General features: G+C 53.0%; 14 protein-coding genes, 3 pseudogenes and 1 CRISPR repeat array. Of the genes and pseudogenes, 7 read left to right on the forward strand and 10 right to left on the reverse strand.

The window, feature by feature from the left end; all coding sequences use genetic code 11:
* Positions 1-16: 16 nt before the first annotated feature.
* Entirely contained in the window at positions 17-160 is a 144-nt protein-coding gene (locus BM348_RS22325) for a hypothetical protein (RefSeq protein WP_342714192.1), read from the reverse strand.
* Positions 161-195: 35 nt separating this feature from the next.
* Positions 196-1,029 carry a tyrosine-type recombinase/integrase gene (locus tag BM348_RS19010; protein WP_342714193.1) on the reverse strand — a complete coding sequence of 278 codons (834 nt, stop codon included), beginning with the start codon at positions 1,027-1,029 and terminating at the stop codon, positions 196-198.
* 499 nt (positions 1,030-1,528) lie between these two features.
* Between BM348_RS19010 and BM348_RS19015 the strand changes: the two genes are divergently transcribed.
* Positions 1,529-2,080 carry a hypothetical protein gene (locus BM348_RS19015; protein ID WP_092907473.1) on the forward strand — a complete coding sequence of 184 codons (552 nt, stop codon included), beginning with the start codon at positions 1,529-1,531 and terminating at the stop codon, positions 2,078-2,080.
* A gap of 28 nt (positions 2,081-2,108) precedes the next feature.
* Here BM348_RS19015 and BM348_RS19020 read toward each other — a convergent pair whose 3' ends face one another.
* The 3 genes and pseudogenes from BM348_RS19020 to BM348_RS20870 all read right to left on the reverse strand — a co-directional run.
* A complete protein-coding gene (locus BM348_RS19020) occupies positions 2,109-2,330 on the reverse strand; it encodes a hypothetical protein (protein ID WP_092907475.1) in 222 nt (73 codons plus the stop codon).
* Positions 2,331-3,197: 867 nt separating this feature from the next.
* The gene (locus tag BM348_RS19030) at positions 3,198-4,112 is read right to left on the reverse strand and encodes a hypothetical protein (RefSeq protein ID WP_092907479.1); all 915 of its coding nucleotides are present in this window, start codon (positions 4,110-4,112) and stop codon (positions 3,198-3,200) included.
* Positions 4,113-4,585: 473 nt separating this feature from the next.
* Positions 4,586-4,690 (reverse strand): annotated as a pseudogene (locus BM348_RS20870) (IS5/IS1182 family transposase); the annotation flags it as partial.
* Between the two features lie 132 nt (positions 4,691-4,822).
* Between BM348_RS20870 and BM348_RS19035 the strand changes: the two are divergent.
* From BM348_RS19035 to cas2, 4 genes are all read left to right on the forward strand, one after another.
* Entirely contained in the window at positions 4,823-5,098 is a 276-nt protein-coding gene (locus BM348_RS19035) for a hypothetical protein (protein ID WP_092907481.1), read from the forward strand.
* Between the two features lie 344 nt (positions 5,099-5,442).
* Complete coding sequence (locus tag BM348_RS19040; RefSeq protein ID WP_175507261.1) at positions 5,443-6,639, forward strand: DNA repair exonuclease; 1,197 nt, start codon at positions 5,443-5,445, stop codon at positions 6,637-6,639.
* Positions 6,636-10,118, forward strand: a complete 3,483-nt coding sequence (locus BM348_RS21555) for a CRISPR-associated endonuclease Cas1 (RefSeq protein ID WP_175507262.1) — start codon at positions 6,636-6,638, stop codon at positions 10,116-10,118. The genes BM348_RS19040 and BM348_RS21555 overlap by 4 nt, the downstream gene beginning before the upstream one ends.
* Positions 10,115-10,387 (forward strand): CRISPR-associated endonuclease Cas2, encoded by a 273-nt coding sequence (gene cas2 / locus BM348_RS19050; RefSeq protein WP_092907485.1) that lies wholly within the window; start codon positions 10,115-10,117, stop codon positions 10,385-10,387. Before BM348_RS21555 ends, cas2 begins: the two co-directional genes overlap by 4 nt.
* Positions 10,388-10,503: 116 nt before the next feature.
* A CRISPR array of direct repeats spans positions 10,504-11,192; the repeat unit is 37 nt; unit sequence GTCGAAGTGCGGTAGAAACCCAGAACGGGATTGAAAC.
* 220 nt (positions 11,193-11,412) lie between these two features.
* Here cas2 and BM348_RS22510 read toward each other — a convergent pair.
* Together BM348_RS22510 and BM348_RS22515 are read right to left on the reverse strand one after the other, a co-directional pair.
* Positions 11,413-11,984, reverse strand: a pseudogene (locus tag BM348_RS22510) (transposase).
* Between the two features lie 106 nt (positions 11,985-12,090).
* Positions 12,091-12,405: a hypothetical protein gene (locus BM348_RS22515; RefSeq protein WP_394328117.1), complete on the reverse strand. Its 315-nt coding sequence runs from the start codon at positions 12,403-12,405 to the stop codon at positions 12,091-12,093.
* A gap of 54 nt (positions 12,406-12,459) precedes the next feature.
* Here BM348_RS22515 and BM348_RS19060 point away from each other — a divergent pair.
* Positions 12,460-12,666: pseudogene (locus tag BM348_RS19060) on the forward strand (IS1595 family transposase); the annotation flags it as partial.
* Positions 12,667-12,712: 46 nt separating this feature from the next.
* Here BM348_RS19060 and BM348_RS21560 read toward each other — a convergent pair.
* Positions 12,713-12,880 (reverse strand): hypothetical protein, encoded by a 168-nt coding sequence (locus BM348_RS21560; RefSeq protein WP_175507263.1) that lies wholly within the window; start codon positions 12,878-12,880, stop codon positions 12,713-12,715.
* Positions 12,881-13,074: 194 nt separating this feature from the next.
* Between BM348_RS21560 and BM348_RS19065 the strand changes: the two genes are divergently transcribed.
* A complete protein-coding gene (locus BM348_RS19065; RefSeq protein ID WP_092907487.1) occupies positions 13,075-13,458 on the forward strand; it encodes a hypothetical protein in 384 nt (127 codons plus the stop codon).
* Between the two features lie 596 nt (positions 13,459-14,054).
* Here the strand turns inward: BM348_RS19065 and BM348_RS19070 are convergent.
* Both BM348_RS19070 and BM348_RS21720 read right to left on the reverse strand, forming a co-directional pair.
* Positions 14,055-14,396, reverse strand: coding sequence for a hypothetical protein (locus BM348_RS19070; RefSeq protein ID WP_092907489.1), 342 nt, complete (start codon positions 14,394-14,396; stop codon positions 14,055-14,057).
* A gap of 177 nt (positions 14,397-14,573) precedes the next feature.
* The coding region (locus tag BM348_RS21720) for a hypothetical protein (protein ID WP_217642045.1) at positions 14,574-14,825 on the reverse strand (252 nt) is incomplete at its 5' end.

A 14,825-nucleotide genomic window follows, 5' to 3' on the forward strand; every position in this document is an offset into this window, starting at 1 on the left:
TCGTGGTAAGACCTGTTCAGAGCCGATCGAGATACTCACGCCGCTGTTCCATCTTCTCTTTCTCAGTACGCCGGTCGTAGTGTTGTTCGATGACCGCAGGACTCACGTTTGCGCGATCACTGACGATGTTGTCCGGGAGATCGCTGTTGAGCGAGTGCATGATGCTACCCCGCCGGATAGCATGAGGGTTGACATTTACAGGACACCTGAACGCCTCCTGGTCGTTGACAGCAGCCTCGCACTCCTCTGGATCCAGATCTTCAGGACACTCCGCTCCACGGAAACACGGTCGGGTCGCCTGATAGAGTACTTTCGAAGCGTAGTCTTGTTCGCACGCCCCTTCCTCGTCGCGACGAGCGGTTCACGGCCGAAGTCGTCAGTCACGTTCGGTCGCTTCTCTTCGATCCAGTCGTCGAGCAGCATGCAGATGTCATCCGACAACGCGACCAAACGCTTACCGTCTTTCTTGTTCTTGATCGGCGTGTCCGTCTCTGGGCGGTGGGGGATCTCGATGTACTGCTCGCTGGGATTGTAGCCGTCGACGTCGAGGGCGTTGACACTGCTGACACGCATCATCGTATGCCACATCAGCGCGACGGTAACGTGTTCACGGGATGCGTAGTCGTACTTGGCAAGGTACGAGAGAACCGCTTCAGCTTCTTCGGTCTCCAGCATCTCGTCACGGGTGTTTTGTTTTGGCGTCATCGATGGCGAACGGACCTTCGTCGAGAGGTCCTGCTCGACGGCGTCAATCGACTCTGCCCAGCGGATGAACACACGCAGCGTGTCCATCTGGGTCTTCTCGCTGGCGACGGAGAGGTCAACGTCGTCGCGCCGCCAGAGGCGGTATTGCTGGATCATGCGACCGGTGAGGTCGTTGAAGTTGTCGATGTCTTCCATCTCGCACCAGCGCAGGAAATGCTTGAGGCGGTACCTGTGCGACTGAATCGAACTCTCTGCGAGTTCGGCTTCCTTGTCCGTGAGGTACAGCTCGAGGGCTATCTCCGGATCGATTGGTTCGAGACTCATAGTCGTGAGTCGCGAACCGATAACGGGTCGATCTGAACTCCGGGATTTCCCTCCGTTCGTCAGACTGAATGAGAGGAGTCCTGAGGGTGTCTGAGACCCTGTGAGCCTGCAGTCCCCATCTGAAATAAAAACGCCGGGTATCCAATACACGGCGTACAGCCGTTTTTAAGGACTTACGGGATAGACTCGTTGAGTCCATCACGCTGCGTGACGCCTGCGCGGTCGTCCTCACTCTGTCGGTCGGTTCCACAGTGCCAACATTGGGGTAATCCACGATAAAGGCGCTTATCGAACAGAGGGGTGTGGATAGCCCCCGGATTAACTCGTGGGTCGCGTTGTGCGTGCCTCAGAACAATATCAAATCGAAGAGAAGAGGTTGGAATTATTCGATGGTCTGAGTCCGAGCGACTCATAAGGGTATTGCGTCACTTCGGAGGTCTCCACGAAGGATCCAAACGGAGAGATAGTATTATTTTGCTTGACTGTCAGGCATCAGTCAATGGATTGGGCAATCCTCGGACGAGTATTATCTGAGGAGAAACTAGAGCGAGTACGGAACATCTGGGAAGAGATTTCACCACATCCAGTAATTGCATCCCACCCAATCCTCACACTTGCCGGGATTATTGCAGCAGGAATCTACTGGTACACCGGGACCCCCATCGAAGACCTCCTCTACTACCTGAGCATCGTAGTCTCTCTCATAGAAGCACTCTGGAACTGGGTGATGCCCTCAGTGGCGCAATCGTTGTTCGCAAACTATCCCGGTCTCCGTCTAATCGCTGTCCTCGCGATTATCGGGCTATGGCTTCGTACACGTGATAAGGGTGTAGAACACGTAGTGGCGGAAGACATCGGGCCAGCAGTTGGCTCGGTCTTGGGAGCAATTGGAAAGATACCCGTCGTTGTCGTTGGTGGGTTAGCGTCTACTATTTCGGAGAATAGAGGCTTCATCTCGGATATACTGTCTGGCCTCATCTCCTCATTCATTTTCAAGGCTCTAATCGCGGTAGGTACAGTCGGAGCAGCAATCACCTTTCTCGGGCTATAAAAACTCGCTTAGTTGTTGTAACGGATTCTCAGATGTACTCTTCAAGTCCGAGTTTCCCCAACGCGATAAACAACAATACAAGGAGAGGGGGAGACTCCACGAAGGGAAGCCACCACGGGAGGACTGCTGCTTCCAACATCACTTCTGCACCTACTGCACCCCCAGTAATGATATAGACAATAGCAGCGATCGCGAAGGGAATGTAGATGAGATAGAACAAGAGGTCGTCTGCAAAATCACGAAGGTTCATACTTAGAATCCACCTGAATCAGGGAGCAATCGAAGGACTACGTAGGCTGCTCCGCCTACACCGGGTACGGCTATCAGCAGGGCTTTCCACCCATACTGGGTAACATCCAACCACACCGGGAAGAACGGGTCTTCGGGTTGAGGGGCGAGACCGACACGCACTACGGTTCCAATGAATACTGCGAAGATTATCAGCAGTAGCACGTCACCAGAGCGGGTGCGAAGGAAGTTGTAGAATCCATTCACAATACTGGACTGTACGGTCTTGTAGAATTAAATCTATCTCCCTTAGCGTAACCTATCGCAAGAGCGCCTACGACGAATCACCTGCTTGCGCACAGTCCAGACAGACGTAGATAGGGCCTTGTGCGACGCCCTTCTCGTTTTGGTCCATGAGTATCTCGTAGTCGTCGCCTGCGATGAGATTTTCACAGTTCCGGCTACTCTGACACATCACCGATTCTCACCCGCTCGTGCGGCTCGTTCTTGATTTTGAACTCGTGCGAGGACTCTGTTCACATAGGCTGGCGAACCTGCCTCAAACTGTAGAATGTGGGCGGGTCGTCCTGACTGATGTAATCAAGCGTATCAGACATCCTCCTCACTCGGGCTGTATTCCTCTACAATCCCGAACACGTACATTCCGAAACCGAGTGCGAAGAACGTGCAGATGTAGAGACCGTCAATTGGAACGAGGCCCAACGCTTGCGTAACGAGAGTGCTTATCCCAACTAGAGTAGAGACCTCTCCCCAAGTTTTGATTGAACTCACTGTACATCACTGGCACCTCTGTTGCTGAATCGTACCATGAATATCAATTATCAGACTATTTCTTAGGTATGTCGACAATCCAACGTCGCAAGTGGGGCTACGCCCAGTCGTAGGATATCCAGTCAACCGAGAACGATTCCCCAAGCCACAGGAATCCCACAATGAAGCCGAATATGTACCCTGCGAGGTGGGCGACGATGTTAGTTCCCAGCGGGAGATTATAGTACATTCCGACCGCTCCAGCGTATGCGATTACCAATGCCCAGAGGAATGGGAGATACCCAATTCCGAAGACTACCTGCAGCGCCTCCATCAAGCCGTCCAACCCGATTCGGATGACCATTCCAATGAAAAACAGAAGTACGAATAGTATCGTTACGCCGGTCAAAATCACGTTCCCGAAATACACGTAGATGGAAGCGTAAACGGCGAACATCACCATTCCCGACCAGAATGGGTTAAGGTTCTTGTCGATGTGCGAATCTATGGCTGCGAACATCACGACGGGCAGAACTCCGAAGAATGCAGAAAGGACTCCTGAAAATCCGATTGACCGTGCCCCCATCGGATACTGGAAACTAGCAACCGTAGTGACAAGCGGAGTGGCAAACAAGAGGATGAGAACGATTTTGGAGACCTCCGATTTGCGGTTACTCAGAATTGCCATCGGGTAGAGCGCAGTTAGACAGAGAAGGTAATTCGTTAGATTTGGTTTCAGGTGGGTTTCCCAGTCAGAGTGAGCAATACTAGAGATATACGAATCTACCAGCGTATCCAGCGAGAACAGCGGCTGACCGATTATTTCCAGCCAGAAGACGGACCGCTTGACGCTTGCGAGGATCCAGTAATTACTCAAGATGGCGAGTTCGACTGCAAGCAGGATGCCAGGGATGATGCCGAACAGGAGAAGAATCTCTCTACCGTCGGCTCCGTCTATCAACTCCTTCTTTGTAGCTCTGAGGTTGTCACGAGTAACGACAACCCCCTCTCGTAGGTTCTGGCGAACACCCATTTATTGACCACATATTTTATAATAACAGAAAAACGTACCGGGGATAATGTGGTATTCTCGCTCCTGCACGCGAAAAACAGGGGTGTAGCGTCGTGTGAGTGAGAGTTAATAGAACGACAATAGACAGTCGTCATTACAAAACACCACTTGCGACAGTCGCGCTCCGGTATCGTCGTACTCGTTGACCTCAAGGCGAGTCATTTACATCAATGGCAGAGCCGCACGCATCACATTCGTTTGTAGTACTAGCCGCTGCATCGAACGGGTTACCTGCTTTTCCCATACGACTGGCCAAACACGCCCAGATAGATGGTCCTTATCATATAATTGACTATATTGCAGTTATATCTTTTACAGCGGAAACCTGCGGTCAGAACGGCTTAGAGCGGAAGCCCGGTCAATGACCGCGCGAGGTGAAACTGAACGCGGAAGCAGGTCAAAGGGGCTTGTTTAGACGCGTGGGATCAGTGGTCTCAGAGCTTCACAGTTTGCTCGATGTTTCTGACGGCAGCCTTTAGGACGAGCTCTCGGAACTGACCAAACCACGTTCTGGCCCGCAACGTCTCGCCGAACCGATGTATCTGCGGTGAGTCGATATAGCGAGTTCGTCTCTGTTAGAGAGAGTGCATAGACAGCAGTTTATCCTGAAAAATATATAATTGTAGGTCCATCGTTATATTATAAGTTGGTTGAGCTTTCATCACTTAACTATGGGAAGCGATGCGGAAGAGTTCAAGGAGAGTCTGAGGTCGTTCAAAGAATTCAGTGACGGTAACGGTGGCCACTACCTGATAATGCAGTTTGAGGACGACAGTGGCCTTGTATTTGAGAAACAATCAAGCGACGACAACCTCGCAATAGCGGAACTTTCACCAGTATATCGAGGCTTGATGGATTCAATGAGAAGTATCGCAGAAGGCACCGACTTCGAGGTCAACAAGGACAGAAACACTCAGCAAAACCTGCGGGGGTTGATGCAGGAATAGTAACTGCGTGCTGACTACAGAGATTCTTCTGTCTTCTCCAGTGCATTAGCAACAGGATCAATGTTTACGGTGATGTATCGGTTTGTCTTCCATCACTTTAAAAAAGCCCGTATCATCGCTCATTTTTCGTAGTAGTGGAGTAGGCTGCCAACAAATAAGAATGAATATAATGCTGACTCTAATACTATGAGCAGATGTCCAAACCGTGACAAAAACCAAGAAGAATTCGATTGTATACGATATGAAGACCAGAACAATCCTGTATAGGATTTCTATCTTATCTTAGCTATCGCACTCTCAGGTTATTTCACATTTATATAACCGAAGCAATCTGTGCGTTTACCGTGCCACAGACTAGACTTCTACACATCAGTGATACCCATCTCGGGAAACGCCAATACGGCTCTGATGTCCGACGTGATGACTTTGCACATGTATTCGGACGAGCAATCAAACTCGCTGTTGATCGCGATGTCGAGGCTGTCATCCATACAGGTGATCTATTCGATGACCCAGTACCATCGCTTCCGACAGTCATGGAATGTGCTGAGCTGCTTGAGCCGCTCGAGAAGCATGACATCCCATTCTACGGTATCGTGGGAAACCACGAACGGAAAAACGACGACCAGTGGCTTGACCTCCTCCGACGTACGAACGCTGTAACTCGACTAAATAGAGAGGCAATGGTCGTTGGTGATGTAGCAATCTATGGAATCGATGCGGTCCGTCCGAGCGTCTGGGACACAGCTGATTTCGAACTCGAAGCACCGCCTGAAGGGGCCGAATATTCGATTCTCTGTATGCATGAACTGCTCGACCCCCCTGCAGAAGGGGTCGTCGCTAATTATCCCGCCAACGATGTCCTTGAACGTGTCAACGTTAACCTCGACGGCCTCGCACTCGGCGACCTCCACCAGCCGAAGAGCGCACGCGTTGATGGGACAGATATCTGGTACGCGAGTGCGACCGAGCGCGGTGCGAAAGATCAGGAAGAGACGGGACTCGTTCAGTTACTCGAGATCGAGGACGGGAGTCTCACTCGCCGCCAGCTTGAACTCGAGACGCGCCCATGGTCGGTATTCCATATCGCGTTCGGCGAGGATGACGGTGCGGAATACGTTCGTGATGTGTTTGACCGGCGTGATCTTGATGAGGCCGTTGCGAAAATCGAACTGACTGGGGATCGTGGCGCCGTCACTGCAAATGAAGTGCTTCAAATGGCCCGTGACGCCGGAGCTGCTGTCGTGAGTGTTGACGACAACCGAGGACGCGTCGATATCAATGTCGACTCGATCGAGGCGATGTCGCTTCAGGGGCTCGACGGTGCTATCGAAGAGCGGCTTGCAGACGAGGACTTCTCAGAGGTGGCTCTTGACGTCGACAGTCGTGTTCGTGAGGAAGAAGGTATCAGCGACAACGTCAATGGGGCCGCGACGGATCTCGAACCTGCTATTCGAGATCGGCAGAAGATAGCCTTTGACGAGCGTGAAGCGCTGGATGAGAAGATCGACGCGACCGTGACGATGGAGGGGAACGAATGAAAATCACACAACTGCGGTTACAGAATATCCGGAGTTACAGCGACGAGACAATCGAACTCCCGGACGGGACGGTCCTCGTTCGTGGTGATAATGGAGCGGGCAAGACAACGTTGCTGATGTCGATCTTCGGTGGCCTCTTCCTTTCGAAAATCCGTAATGTTGGGTCGAATAACTTCAACCTTGACGATATCGTCCGTCGGGGGGCAGAGGGAGGAGAAATCGAGCTCACTTTCGAAGTCGAGAACGTCCAGTACACGGTCACGTGGACAATCGATACAACTGGGCAAAACAGCGCGGTGATTACATCCCCTGCATTCGAGGAGCCAAAATCTGGGATTCGGCACGTTCGATCGGAGGTCATCGACGTTGTCGGTATGGACGAGGACAGTTTCTCCCGCTCGGTGTACGTCCAACAGGGTGAGGTCGACCGACTGTTCGACGATGATGCTCGTGCGGAACTTATCGACGATTTACTCGGACTTGATCAAATTGACCGCTACCGGAGCCGAATGAAGGGAGCACGCCGCATAGCGAACCGTCTCGTCAGCGAAAACGAACAAGCAGTGGCGAACCACCGTGAGACTATCGAGGAGCAGTTCGACTATGATATCGAGGGGTACGAGTCCGAACTCGCAGAGAAACAGGCAGCGATTGTGAAGACGGAATCCGAGTTAGAAGAGATCAGCAGCTTCCTTGAAGAGCTACAGGACGCAAAACGTGACCTCGAGTCCGTGATAGAGGATTACGACGAATTGGAAACGAAACTTAGTGATACGAAAGCCACGCGTGAGGAATTACTCGAGGACCGAGCCACCAAACAACAGGATATCGAGGAGGCAGAAGCAGCGATCGAGGAGGCCGAGGCCGAAATCGAGAATCTCCAAGACCGAATCGAGGAGAAAACGAACGCCCTCGTGGAGCTCGAGACGCCTGCGACGACCGACCCGATCGAGATCAATCTCGGTACAGAATCTACTGCCGAGAAGACCCTCGAAGCCGCACGAGATGCCGTCGAGACGGCGAAAGTCGAGCGACAGAACCGAGAAAACGGCCTGGAACAAGCGGAAGAGGAACTTACTCGTCTTCGTGACGAACGTGAACAACTCCATGAAGAACGCGATGGGATCGAGGAATTACTGTCGACGATTGCGGAGAAAATCGACGATGCAGAGACTGAGGTCGAAGTCATCGAGGACGAACTCTCGGAAGCCGTAGACGACCGGAACGCAGCCACAGAGGAGTTCCTACCCGACGAGCACTGTCCGGACTCGGTGACCGACGATACCCTAGATCTCGTCGAATCACACAAGGACGAACTCACCGAACAGAAGAGCAATCGCTCCGAGGAACTCGCTGCCAAGGAAGCGTCGCTCGAGGCCAAAGAGGAAAACATTGCGGACGCCCGTGAAGATGTCGAAGCGGCGGAATCGGGGATCAACGAGTTCGAAGAGCGAATCGGTGAGGTGGAATCGGAGCTCTCGTCTGCTCGTGACGAACTCGAAAACGACCGGGAGCAGTTCCAGAACGATCTGAACGCACTCGCCGAGGAACTCACGACGTTCGGCATCGATGTCACTGATGACACGCTCAGCACGACTATCGACGATCAGATCCCCGAGGCCAAAGCCGACATTCAGAAATCGATCGAAGAGGCAAACAACAGAGTCACGGAACTCGCTACGCGGAAACAGAGCCTCGAGGAGGACCGAGAGGAATTGGAATCGTTGGACGGTCTCGCAACGTGTCCGAAGTGTGATCAGACGGTCGACGTTGATCACCTCGAGAACGAACTCGACGAGATTACGACGGAGATTACAGAGCTGGAAACGCAACTCGAAACGGCGAAACAAGAGCGTGACGATCATCTCGCTGCTCGTGACGAACTCGATGCCCTCCGAGCGGAGGCGATCGACCTTCGAGAGTTCCGTACCGAGACCGTGAAAGTGACAGCGAACCGGGCCGAGGAACTGGAAGACGAACTCGAGACGCTCCAAGACGAACTGGACGAGGAACAGGAGGTACTGATCGACGCAAAGAGCGACTTCGAAGAAACTGAGGCTGCCGTCGACGACCTCGAAACCGAAATCGACGAACTCGACGGAGCGATCGACGCGCTGGAGACGTGTATCGAGGAGGGTGACGCCGTTGTCGACGCTTTCGACACCGTCGACCAACTGCGCGACCGACACGAGGATCGTGTCGATGACCTCTCAGACCTTCAAGAGGAGTGCACCGACACGAAATCCGACCTCGAGCGCCTGGAGACGGAGCTCAACGAGCTGTCAGAGCAGATCGAAACACAGCAGGAGGGGGTCACGGATGCCGAAGCCAATCTCGATACTGCTGAAGACGCCATCGAGACGGCGAACGAGCAGCGCAAATTCGTCGCCGAGGCAGTAGACGCGTACGACGCGATCGATGACCTCGAAAGCGATATTGACAGTCACCAGCAGGATATCAGCCACGCTCGGGACTCCATCGAGACGCTAAACAAGCAGATTGACGCCGTCGAAGACGGAATCGAGGATCTCGAGGAAGAACTCGGTGGGACGGATATCGAAGAAACGAAAGCAAATCTCGAGGATGTCGAAGAACGGATCGATCAGCGAGAGGTGACGGCCGAGGACCTCGAAGAAACACTCCAGTCGCTCAGGTCGGACCGGGACGTCCTCGAAAACGAACTCGAACGGCTGCAGCGGTTCCACGATCGGCTCGAACTCGCGGAGGAAAAACGCGAGTGGGCACAGGACCGGGCTGACGAGTTCGAGAAGATGATGCACGTGTATCAGGGCGCGAAATCGGACCTCCGTGAGCAGTACCTCGCGTACGTCAACGAGTACACGAACGACATCTTCAGCGATATCTACAAGAACAGTAGCTACCAGCAGGTGCGTATCCTCGACGAGGGCCCCGACGGGACGCCGTATGCCATCCAACTTCTCCGAGACGATGGGACGCTCGAGCACCCAAGCAATGCGAGTGGCGGTGAGCGGGCAATCGTCAATCTCGCACTTCGTGCCGGGATTTACAAACTCATCGCGGAGATGCGCGATGGCGACAGTGGCCGACTTCCGCCGTTCATCCTCGACGAACCGACGACGTTTCTCGATGAAGGCCTACGCTGCTACAACCTCGATCCTTTCCTAGGCGTGCTCCACGCCGATCGACACGGCCGGCCATCGCTCGCGCTCGACCTCCAAGAGGAGTTCCGACCGCTGTTCTGTGACGCGTTCGTCACGCGCCTGATCAACCGCGGAACGATCACGCACGATCAGTTCGGAAATGATAATCGACTCACCGACGACGGCTTCCAAGCGTACTTGGACAAATTCGACGGCTACATGGGCGAAGAATTGACACACCCGCACTTCGAGTACCGCGTGAGCCGTCGAAAAGCGATTCGACAGCAAGTGATTCTCTTGCGGAAAGCGATCACAGGTGAGCTCGATGACTACCACGCACTGGAGGTGTCCCGATGAGACTCGCAGTAACGTACGACGTCAGCGACGACACGAATCGTCGGCGTGTCTACCGGACGCTAGAACGATACGGGGCGTGGCGCCAGTACAGCGTCTTCGAACTTGACGTCTCGAAGAGCGAGCGGGTCGAACTCGAAGACGAACTCGAGGAACACATCGAGCCAGCTGACGGAGATCGAATCCGGCTGTATCGGCTCTGCGAATCCTGCCAAGAGGCGACGACAGATCTCGGAACCGAACCACCGGACGAACAATCCAACGTTATCTGACGTCGGTCTTCGTCGACCTTTTTCAAAGCCGTGTACAGCAGAGGTCCACGAAAGCATCCCGTGTCGTCGTGGGTAGAGCAAGGTTTATAGACCCGCTCGAGCAAAATTCACCCCCTGTCGAAGTGCGGTAGAAACCCAGAACGGGATTGAAACCGGCCTCGTTCCCCTCGAGGATCTGTTCGCGGACCTGTCGAAGTGCGGTGGAAACCCAGAACGGGATTGAAACATCCTCAGCGACGGAACGCAGTTCCAACCGACACGTCGAAGTGCGGTAGAAACCCAGAACGGGATTGAAACAGGTTCGAAAGGGCGATGGGACGGTGCTGTGGTCGAGTCGAAGTGCGGTAGAAACCCAGAACGGGATTGAAACTTGCAGTCCTGATTACTGGCCTGTTCGTCGTGACCTGTCGAAGTGCGGTAGAAACCCAGAACGGGATTGAAACACTCCTCGAGCGGTATTGAGCGGCCCGACGAATGTCGAAGTGCGGTAGAAACCCAGAACGGGATTGAAACGATACAGGAGGGTTCGAGACGGCGATCACGGACGAGGTCGAAGTGCGGTAGAAACCCAGAACGGGATTGAAACGCCGATCCGCAGACCTTCGTTCTTGAGAGCGGTGAGTCGAAGTGCGGTAGAAACCCAGAACGGGATTGAAACAAGAGCAGGTCTACACGCGGAGTACAACCAACGGCTGTCGAAGTGCGGTAGAAACCCAGAACGGGATTGAAACATCCGCGCCGCGTGCAGGAGGGGAGAGTGATGGACTCGTCGCAGGGCGGTAGAAACCCAGAACGAGATTGAAACGCCCCGATCGGAGCGGCCCTCAGTTCGAATCCGGGGCGTCGCAGAAGGGAGAAAACCCACTACGGGATGAAAATAGATCAGAAAAGGACATTATCGATGATTGTTTGGCTATCTAAGGGCCGTGGGGCAGAAGCCTTCTTATAGCGTGATGTTGGGGCTACCGACATCGCTTCCTCGATGGTGATTAGCGAGTGTAACGGAGGGTGTCATAGAAGAGTTCTCACACCGTGATCACGGTACTTGCCGGATTGTCTCCGCGTTCGTAGTTGGTGATTGCGACGACGAGGCGAAGGCACAGCGCAAGAAACACTTGCTCTCGTACGTGGACGCAGCCTCGGGCGTGCGTTCGCCCGAGGCCGCAGTCCTTGACTGATTCGTTGGTTCGTTCGACGCCTGTCCGGCGGTTGTACGTCTCGTCTAGCGTCGATTGCTTCAGTTGAACGTCTTCACTGTGTTCCTCGATGCGGTCTTCGACTCTGTACTTGATGTCTTTCGGATCGTCGGTGTTTCGCGCGTTGTACGGAGCGACTGGCACGACCCCTGCTGGCCGCAGGGGTCGTGCCAGTCGAGTGTGTCGTAGGCGCTGTCACCGACCATCCAGATCGGCTTGGCGACGGCGAGTGCGTCACTTGTGACGCGCATCGCCGTCTCCTCTGGCGCTTGTTTGCTCTCGGTGAACTCGGCTGCAATCGGGATCTTTGATCCGGTCGAGACGATCGTGCAGCCGTAGCCGTGGTAGTACTCCTCAGCGGTAGGATCGTAGCATTTCGACGCATCTTGATCGGCGGGCATCGTCCTCACGTCGGTTGAATCGATGCAGTAGGTCAAGTTGAGCAGGCCGCGGCAGGCGGCCTGCTCGACGAGTCGGTCGAAGACATCGTCAACGACGTGTTCAAGGTCAGTGAGAAAGCGATTGACCGCGTCTCTCGGCGGCGGTCGATCGAAGCCGCAGCCTCAGCCAGACAACCGTATTCTGAAGCTCCCGCTCAACAGGACGGATCCCATAGATGTCACGATAATAGCAGTGGAGGAAGCCGCGCATCAACTCTGGTGGTTTATGCTCTCGTGTTCGCCCCGTCTGCTCCGGGGCGAACACATCGAACTCGTCGAGAAACTCGAAGGAAAGATGCTCAAACAACGTTAACGTCTCGGTCTCCGCGACATTGAAGAACGACTCTACCGAAGGCTCATCCTGCAGGGTCGCTGAGTCCATACCACCTCAGCATTCACCCTGCTCTTTGGTGTGGTAACCGTTCTATGACACCCTCACGGCGAAGGCAAATACGTCGACGGAGACGCACACGTGAATACCTGCGAGAACCACCATCGCGCCAGCGAAGTGTGGCTCTCGCCTCATCAAGGAATTTCGAATGACAAACTTACCGTCTATCTCAGACTCTTCGAACTCCGCCGGAGGATCCTACTCAAACCCGGGCGAGAAGCCCTGAAAGACATTATCCGATCTATTCTCTGACTCACCAACAATGTCCTTCACAAGAGCGACGGCAATTGGCATTCTACTAACAACCGCTGACGTTGCGCTCGAGCCAAATGACGCAGAATATGAGATTACGTGCCACGATCGCGACGGCACCGCCGGTGATCATCAACCCGGTGCCGATGGCAGTCAGGAACCCAACCGGCGTGTAAGCTGTCAGCGCCGCATCGTAGTGTCTAGTTCGATGCATTAGTCACAATTAGATCTCATAGCAAGAAAATAATCACTCGAAAGAACAATCCCAGTGATTATCATATATAAACCCAGTGGGAGAGCTTTAAGCGAGAATGTGAGAATGGTGAATGACGCCATTCAGACATTCTTTCCTCATTCAAGATAAGCTGATCTTCTGTCTATTTATGTACTACACCCATATGGCTAACCATGGGTCTGAGTGATTACCTGCCCGATACGCCACTGGAACAAACTGACAATGAGGATTACGAGGCAGTCGATAAGGAATTGACGACGAGTCTTGTTCAGAAAATGCTTCCGACAATGGATTACATGGCTGTGGAGAGGAAAGTGCAGGTCATTGAGACGGTTCGGTGGTACCTTGCTTTTGACAGTGCCTACAACACCCAAACACGTCGGACTGAAGCTCAAGAACGGGTAGCAGACTCGCACGAAGTCACTGTTCCTGCCGTTCAAGCGAAAGTACGGAAAGTGTATGAAAATCGGTATGGGAGAAAAAACGCCCAGAAGCTGTTTGATGAAGATCTCGAGCAGATCGAAGAAGCATACATGTGCAGAGTCGAGGATTGTTAAAAATGAGTGTAAAAACGCTGAGTTGGAGGACTATGGGGCAAAACAGTTTGTACACACTCAGTCACGTTTACAGAATCTAAATGAATACTTCAAAATTGGAGAAATGTTGAGGTATTCATCCAGAAGTCACCTGAGAAAATGGTGGTAAGGAAGCGGTAGCAAAAAATATCGCGAGAGAGAGCCCGTGATGTTCGGGTGTTTATTGATCCGGGACCACATACGCTTCATCGAGGACACCGGGTTCGATGCCGACTCTACCATATTGGCGACCACTATCTCAAGGCTATGGTAACCTACCTTCTTGACTGAAAGATGGGACTGTTTGTCTGACTGAGTTTCTTGTATCCGTCTACTCGACTTTGTCGTATGACGACTTGTTATACAAGTCGGAGGCTATCGTAGTCCCGGCGCCCTCTAGAACGTCCAAAACCCCGAACTTCGATCAAAGTACCTCTCAAGACACTGGTGAATCGTTCCGACTTCTATAACAAGAACGCATGAGACTTGAGGCAGTAGAAAAAGAAGGGCAGTACAAAGTTGTATGACCGGTCGAGATCTCGATAAATCGCTATCTATAATATGGTCTTCAAACAGCGCTATGAAATCTGTTGGTAGTCAGAATCTGCAGTAGTCGACATCCGCTTGGCGACCATGGTAATGAGTTCGGTCGGATTATCCCCTCCCGCCTTTGGCGGGTGATCGAGCACTTCAATATCGAGGGCCCGGGCATTATCCAACCGGCCATCAGCAATTTCGATGTTGATGATTGCACGGGTATATATCACAATTACACGAGTCGGGGAGACATCCAAATATTCGATGCCGAGAGCAGTGAACGTCTCCGGCAGATCGAGATTCGGTGTGAACCGATACCGAGCTAGGCCCTGTTCATCGGTTACCATTGTAGATTTCAATGTGTTCTCCGCTTCAAACTCCACATGCTCACGAGAACACGAGCATTGCAGTTCAGTACTTTAGCACACACCGATTGGATTAACCAACAATCGAAAAGGGAGCTCAAGAACGTTGGTTAACACAGGGAGCAACGAGGTCTGAACCGAGGAGGGAAGGTTCCTCGAGTCGTGGTCGCTCAGGAGAGAAGCACAGTGAACCGTCTATTCGTAGGGCGGTTCGACGGTTGTTATCACCCTCACTTCCCGTTCATCCACAGTTGGTTCGTGAAGTGTTTCACCATCTGGGAATTCCGTTATCTCCCAACCACCACCGCTGGCATACTCCCAATAGATTTCACTCGTTGCAGGTTCGTATCGGATCGCCTGTAGTGAATCAGGTCCCGGCGAATGATATATTTTAACGTCGAACGTCCCATCATCCCATAACTGGATTCGGCAACTTCGCGGTTCTGG

The organism is Halostagnicola kamekurae (assembly GCF_900116205.1).
GTDB classification, from domain to species: domain Archaea; phylum Halobacteriota; class Halobacteria; order Halobacteriales; family Natrialbaceae; genus Halostagnicola; species Halostagnicola kamekurae.

Excerpts from the sequence above, each read along its gene's own strand:
- BM348_RS19015 (WP_092907473.1), top strand. The coding sequence starts at position 1,529 with ATGGATTGGGCAATCCTCGGACGAGTATTATCTGAGGAGAAACTAGAG.
- BM348_RS19010 (WP_342714193.1), bottom strand. The coding sequence starts at position 1,029 with ATGAGTCTCGAACCAATCGATCCGGAGATAGCCCTCGAGCTGTACCTC.
- BM348_RS19035 (WP_092907481.1), top strand. The coding sequence starts at position 4,823 with ATGGGAAGCGATGCGGAAGAGTTCAAGGAGAGTCTGAGGTCGTTCAAA.
- cas2 (WP_092907485.1), top strand. The coding sequence starts at position 10,115 with ATGAGACTCGCAGTAACGTACGACGTCAGCGACGACACGAATCGTCGG.
- BM348_RS21560 (WP_175507263.1), bottom strand. The coding sequence starts at position 12,880 with ATGCATCGAACTAGACACTACGATGCGGCGCTGACAGCTTACACGCCG.
- BM348_RS19065 (WP_092907487.1), top strand. The coding sequence starts at position 13,075 with ATGGGTCTGAGTGATTACCTGCCCGATACGCCACTGGAACAAACTGAC.
- BM348_RS19020 (WP_092907475.1), bottom strand. The coding sequence starts at position 2,330 with ATGAACCTTCGTGATTTTGCAGACGACCTCTTGTTCTATCTCATCTAC.
- BM348_RS21555 (WP_175507262.1), top strand. The coding sequence starts at position 6,636 with ATGAAAATCACACAACTGCGGTTACAGAATATCCGGAGTTACAGCGAC.
- BM348_RS22515 (WP_394328117.1), bottom strand. The coding sequence starts at position 12,405 with ATGGACTCAGCGACCCTGCAGGATGAGCCTTCGGTAGAGTCGTTCTTC.
- BM348_RS22325 (WP_342714192.1), bottom strand. The coding sequence starts at position 160 with ATGCACTCGCTCAACAGCGATCTCCCGGACAACATCGTCAGTGATCGC.
- BM348_RS19030 (WP_092907479.1), bottom strand. The coding sequence starts at position 4,112 with ATGGGTGTTCGCCAGAACCTACGAGAGGGGGTTGTCGTTACTCGTGAC.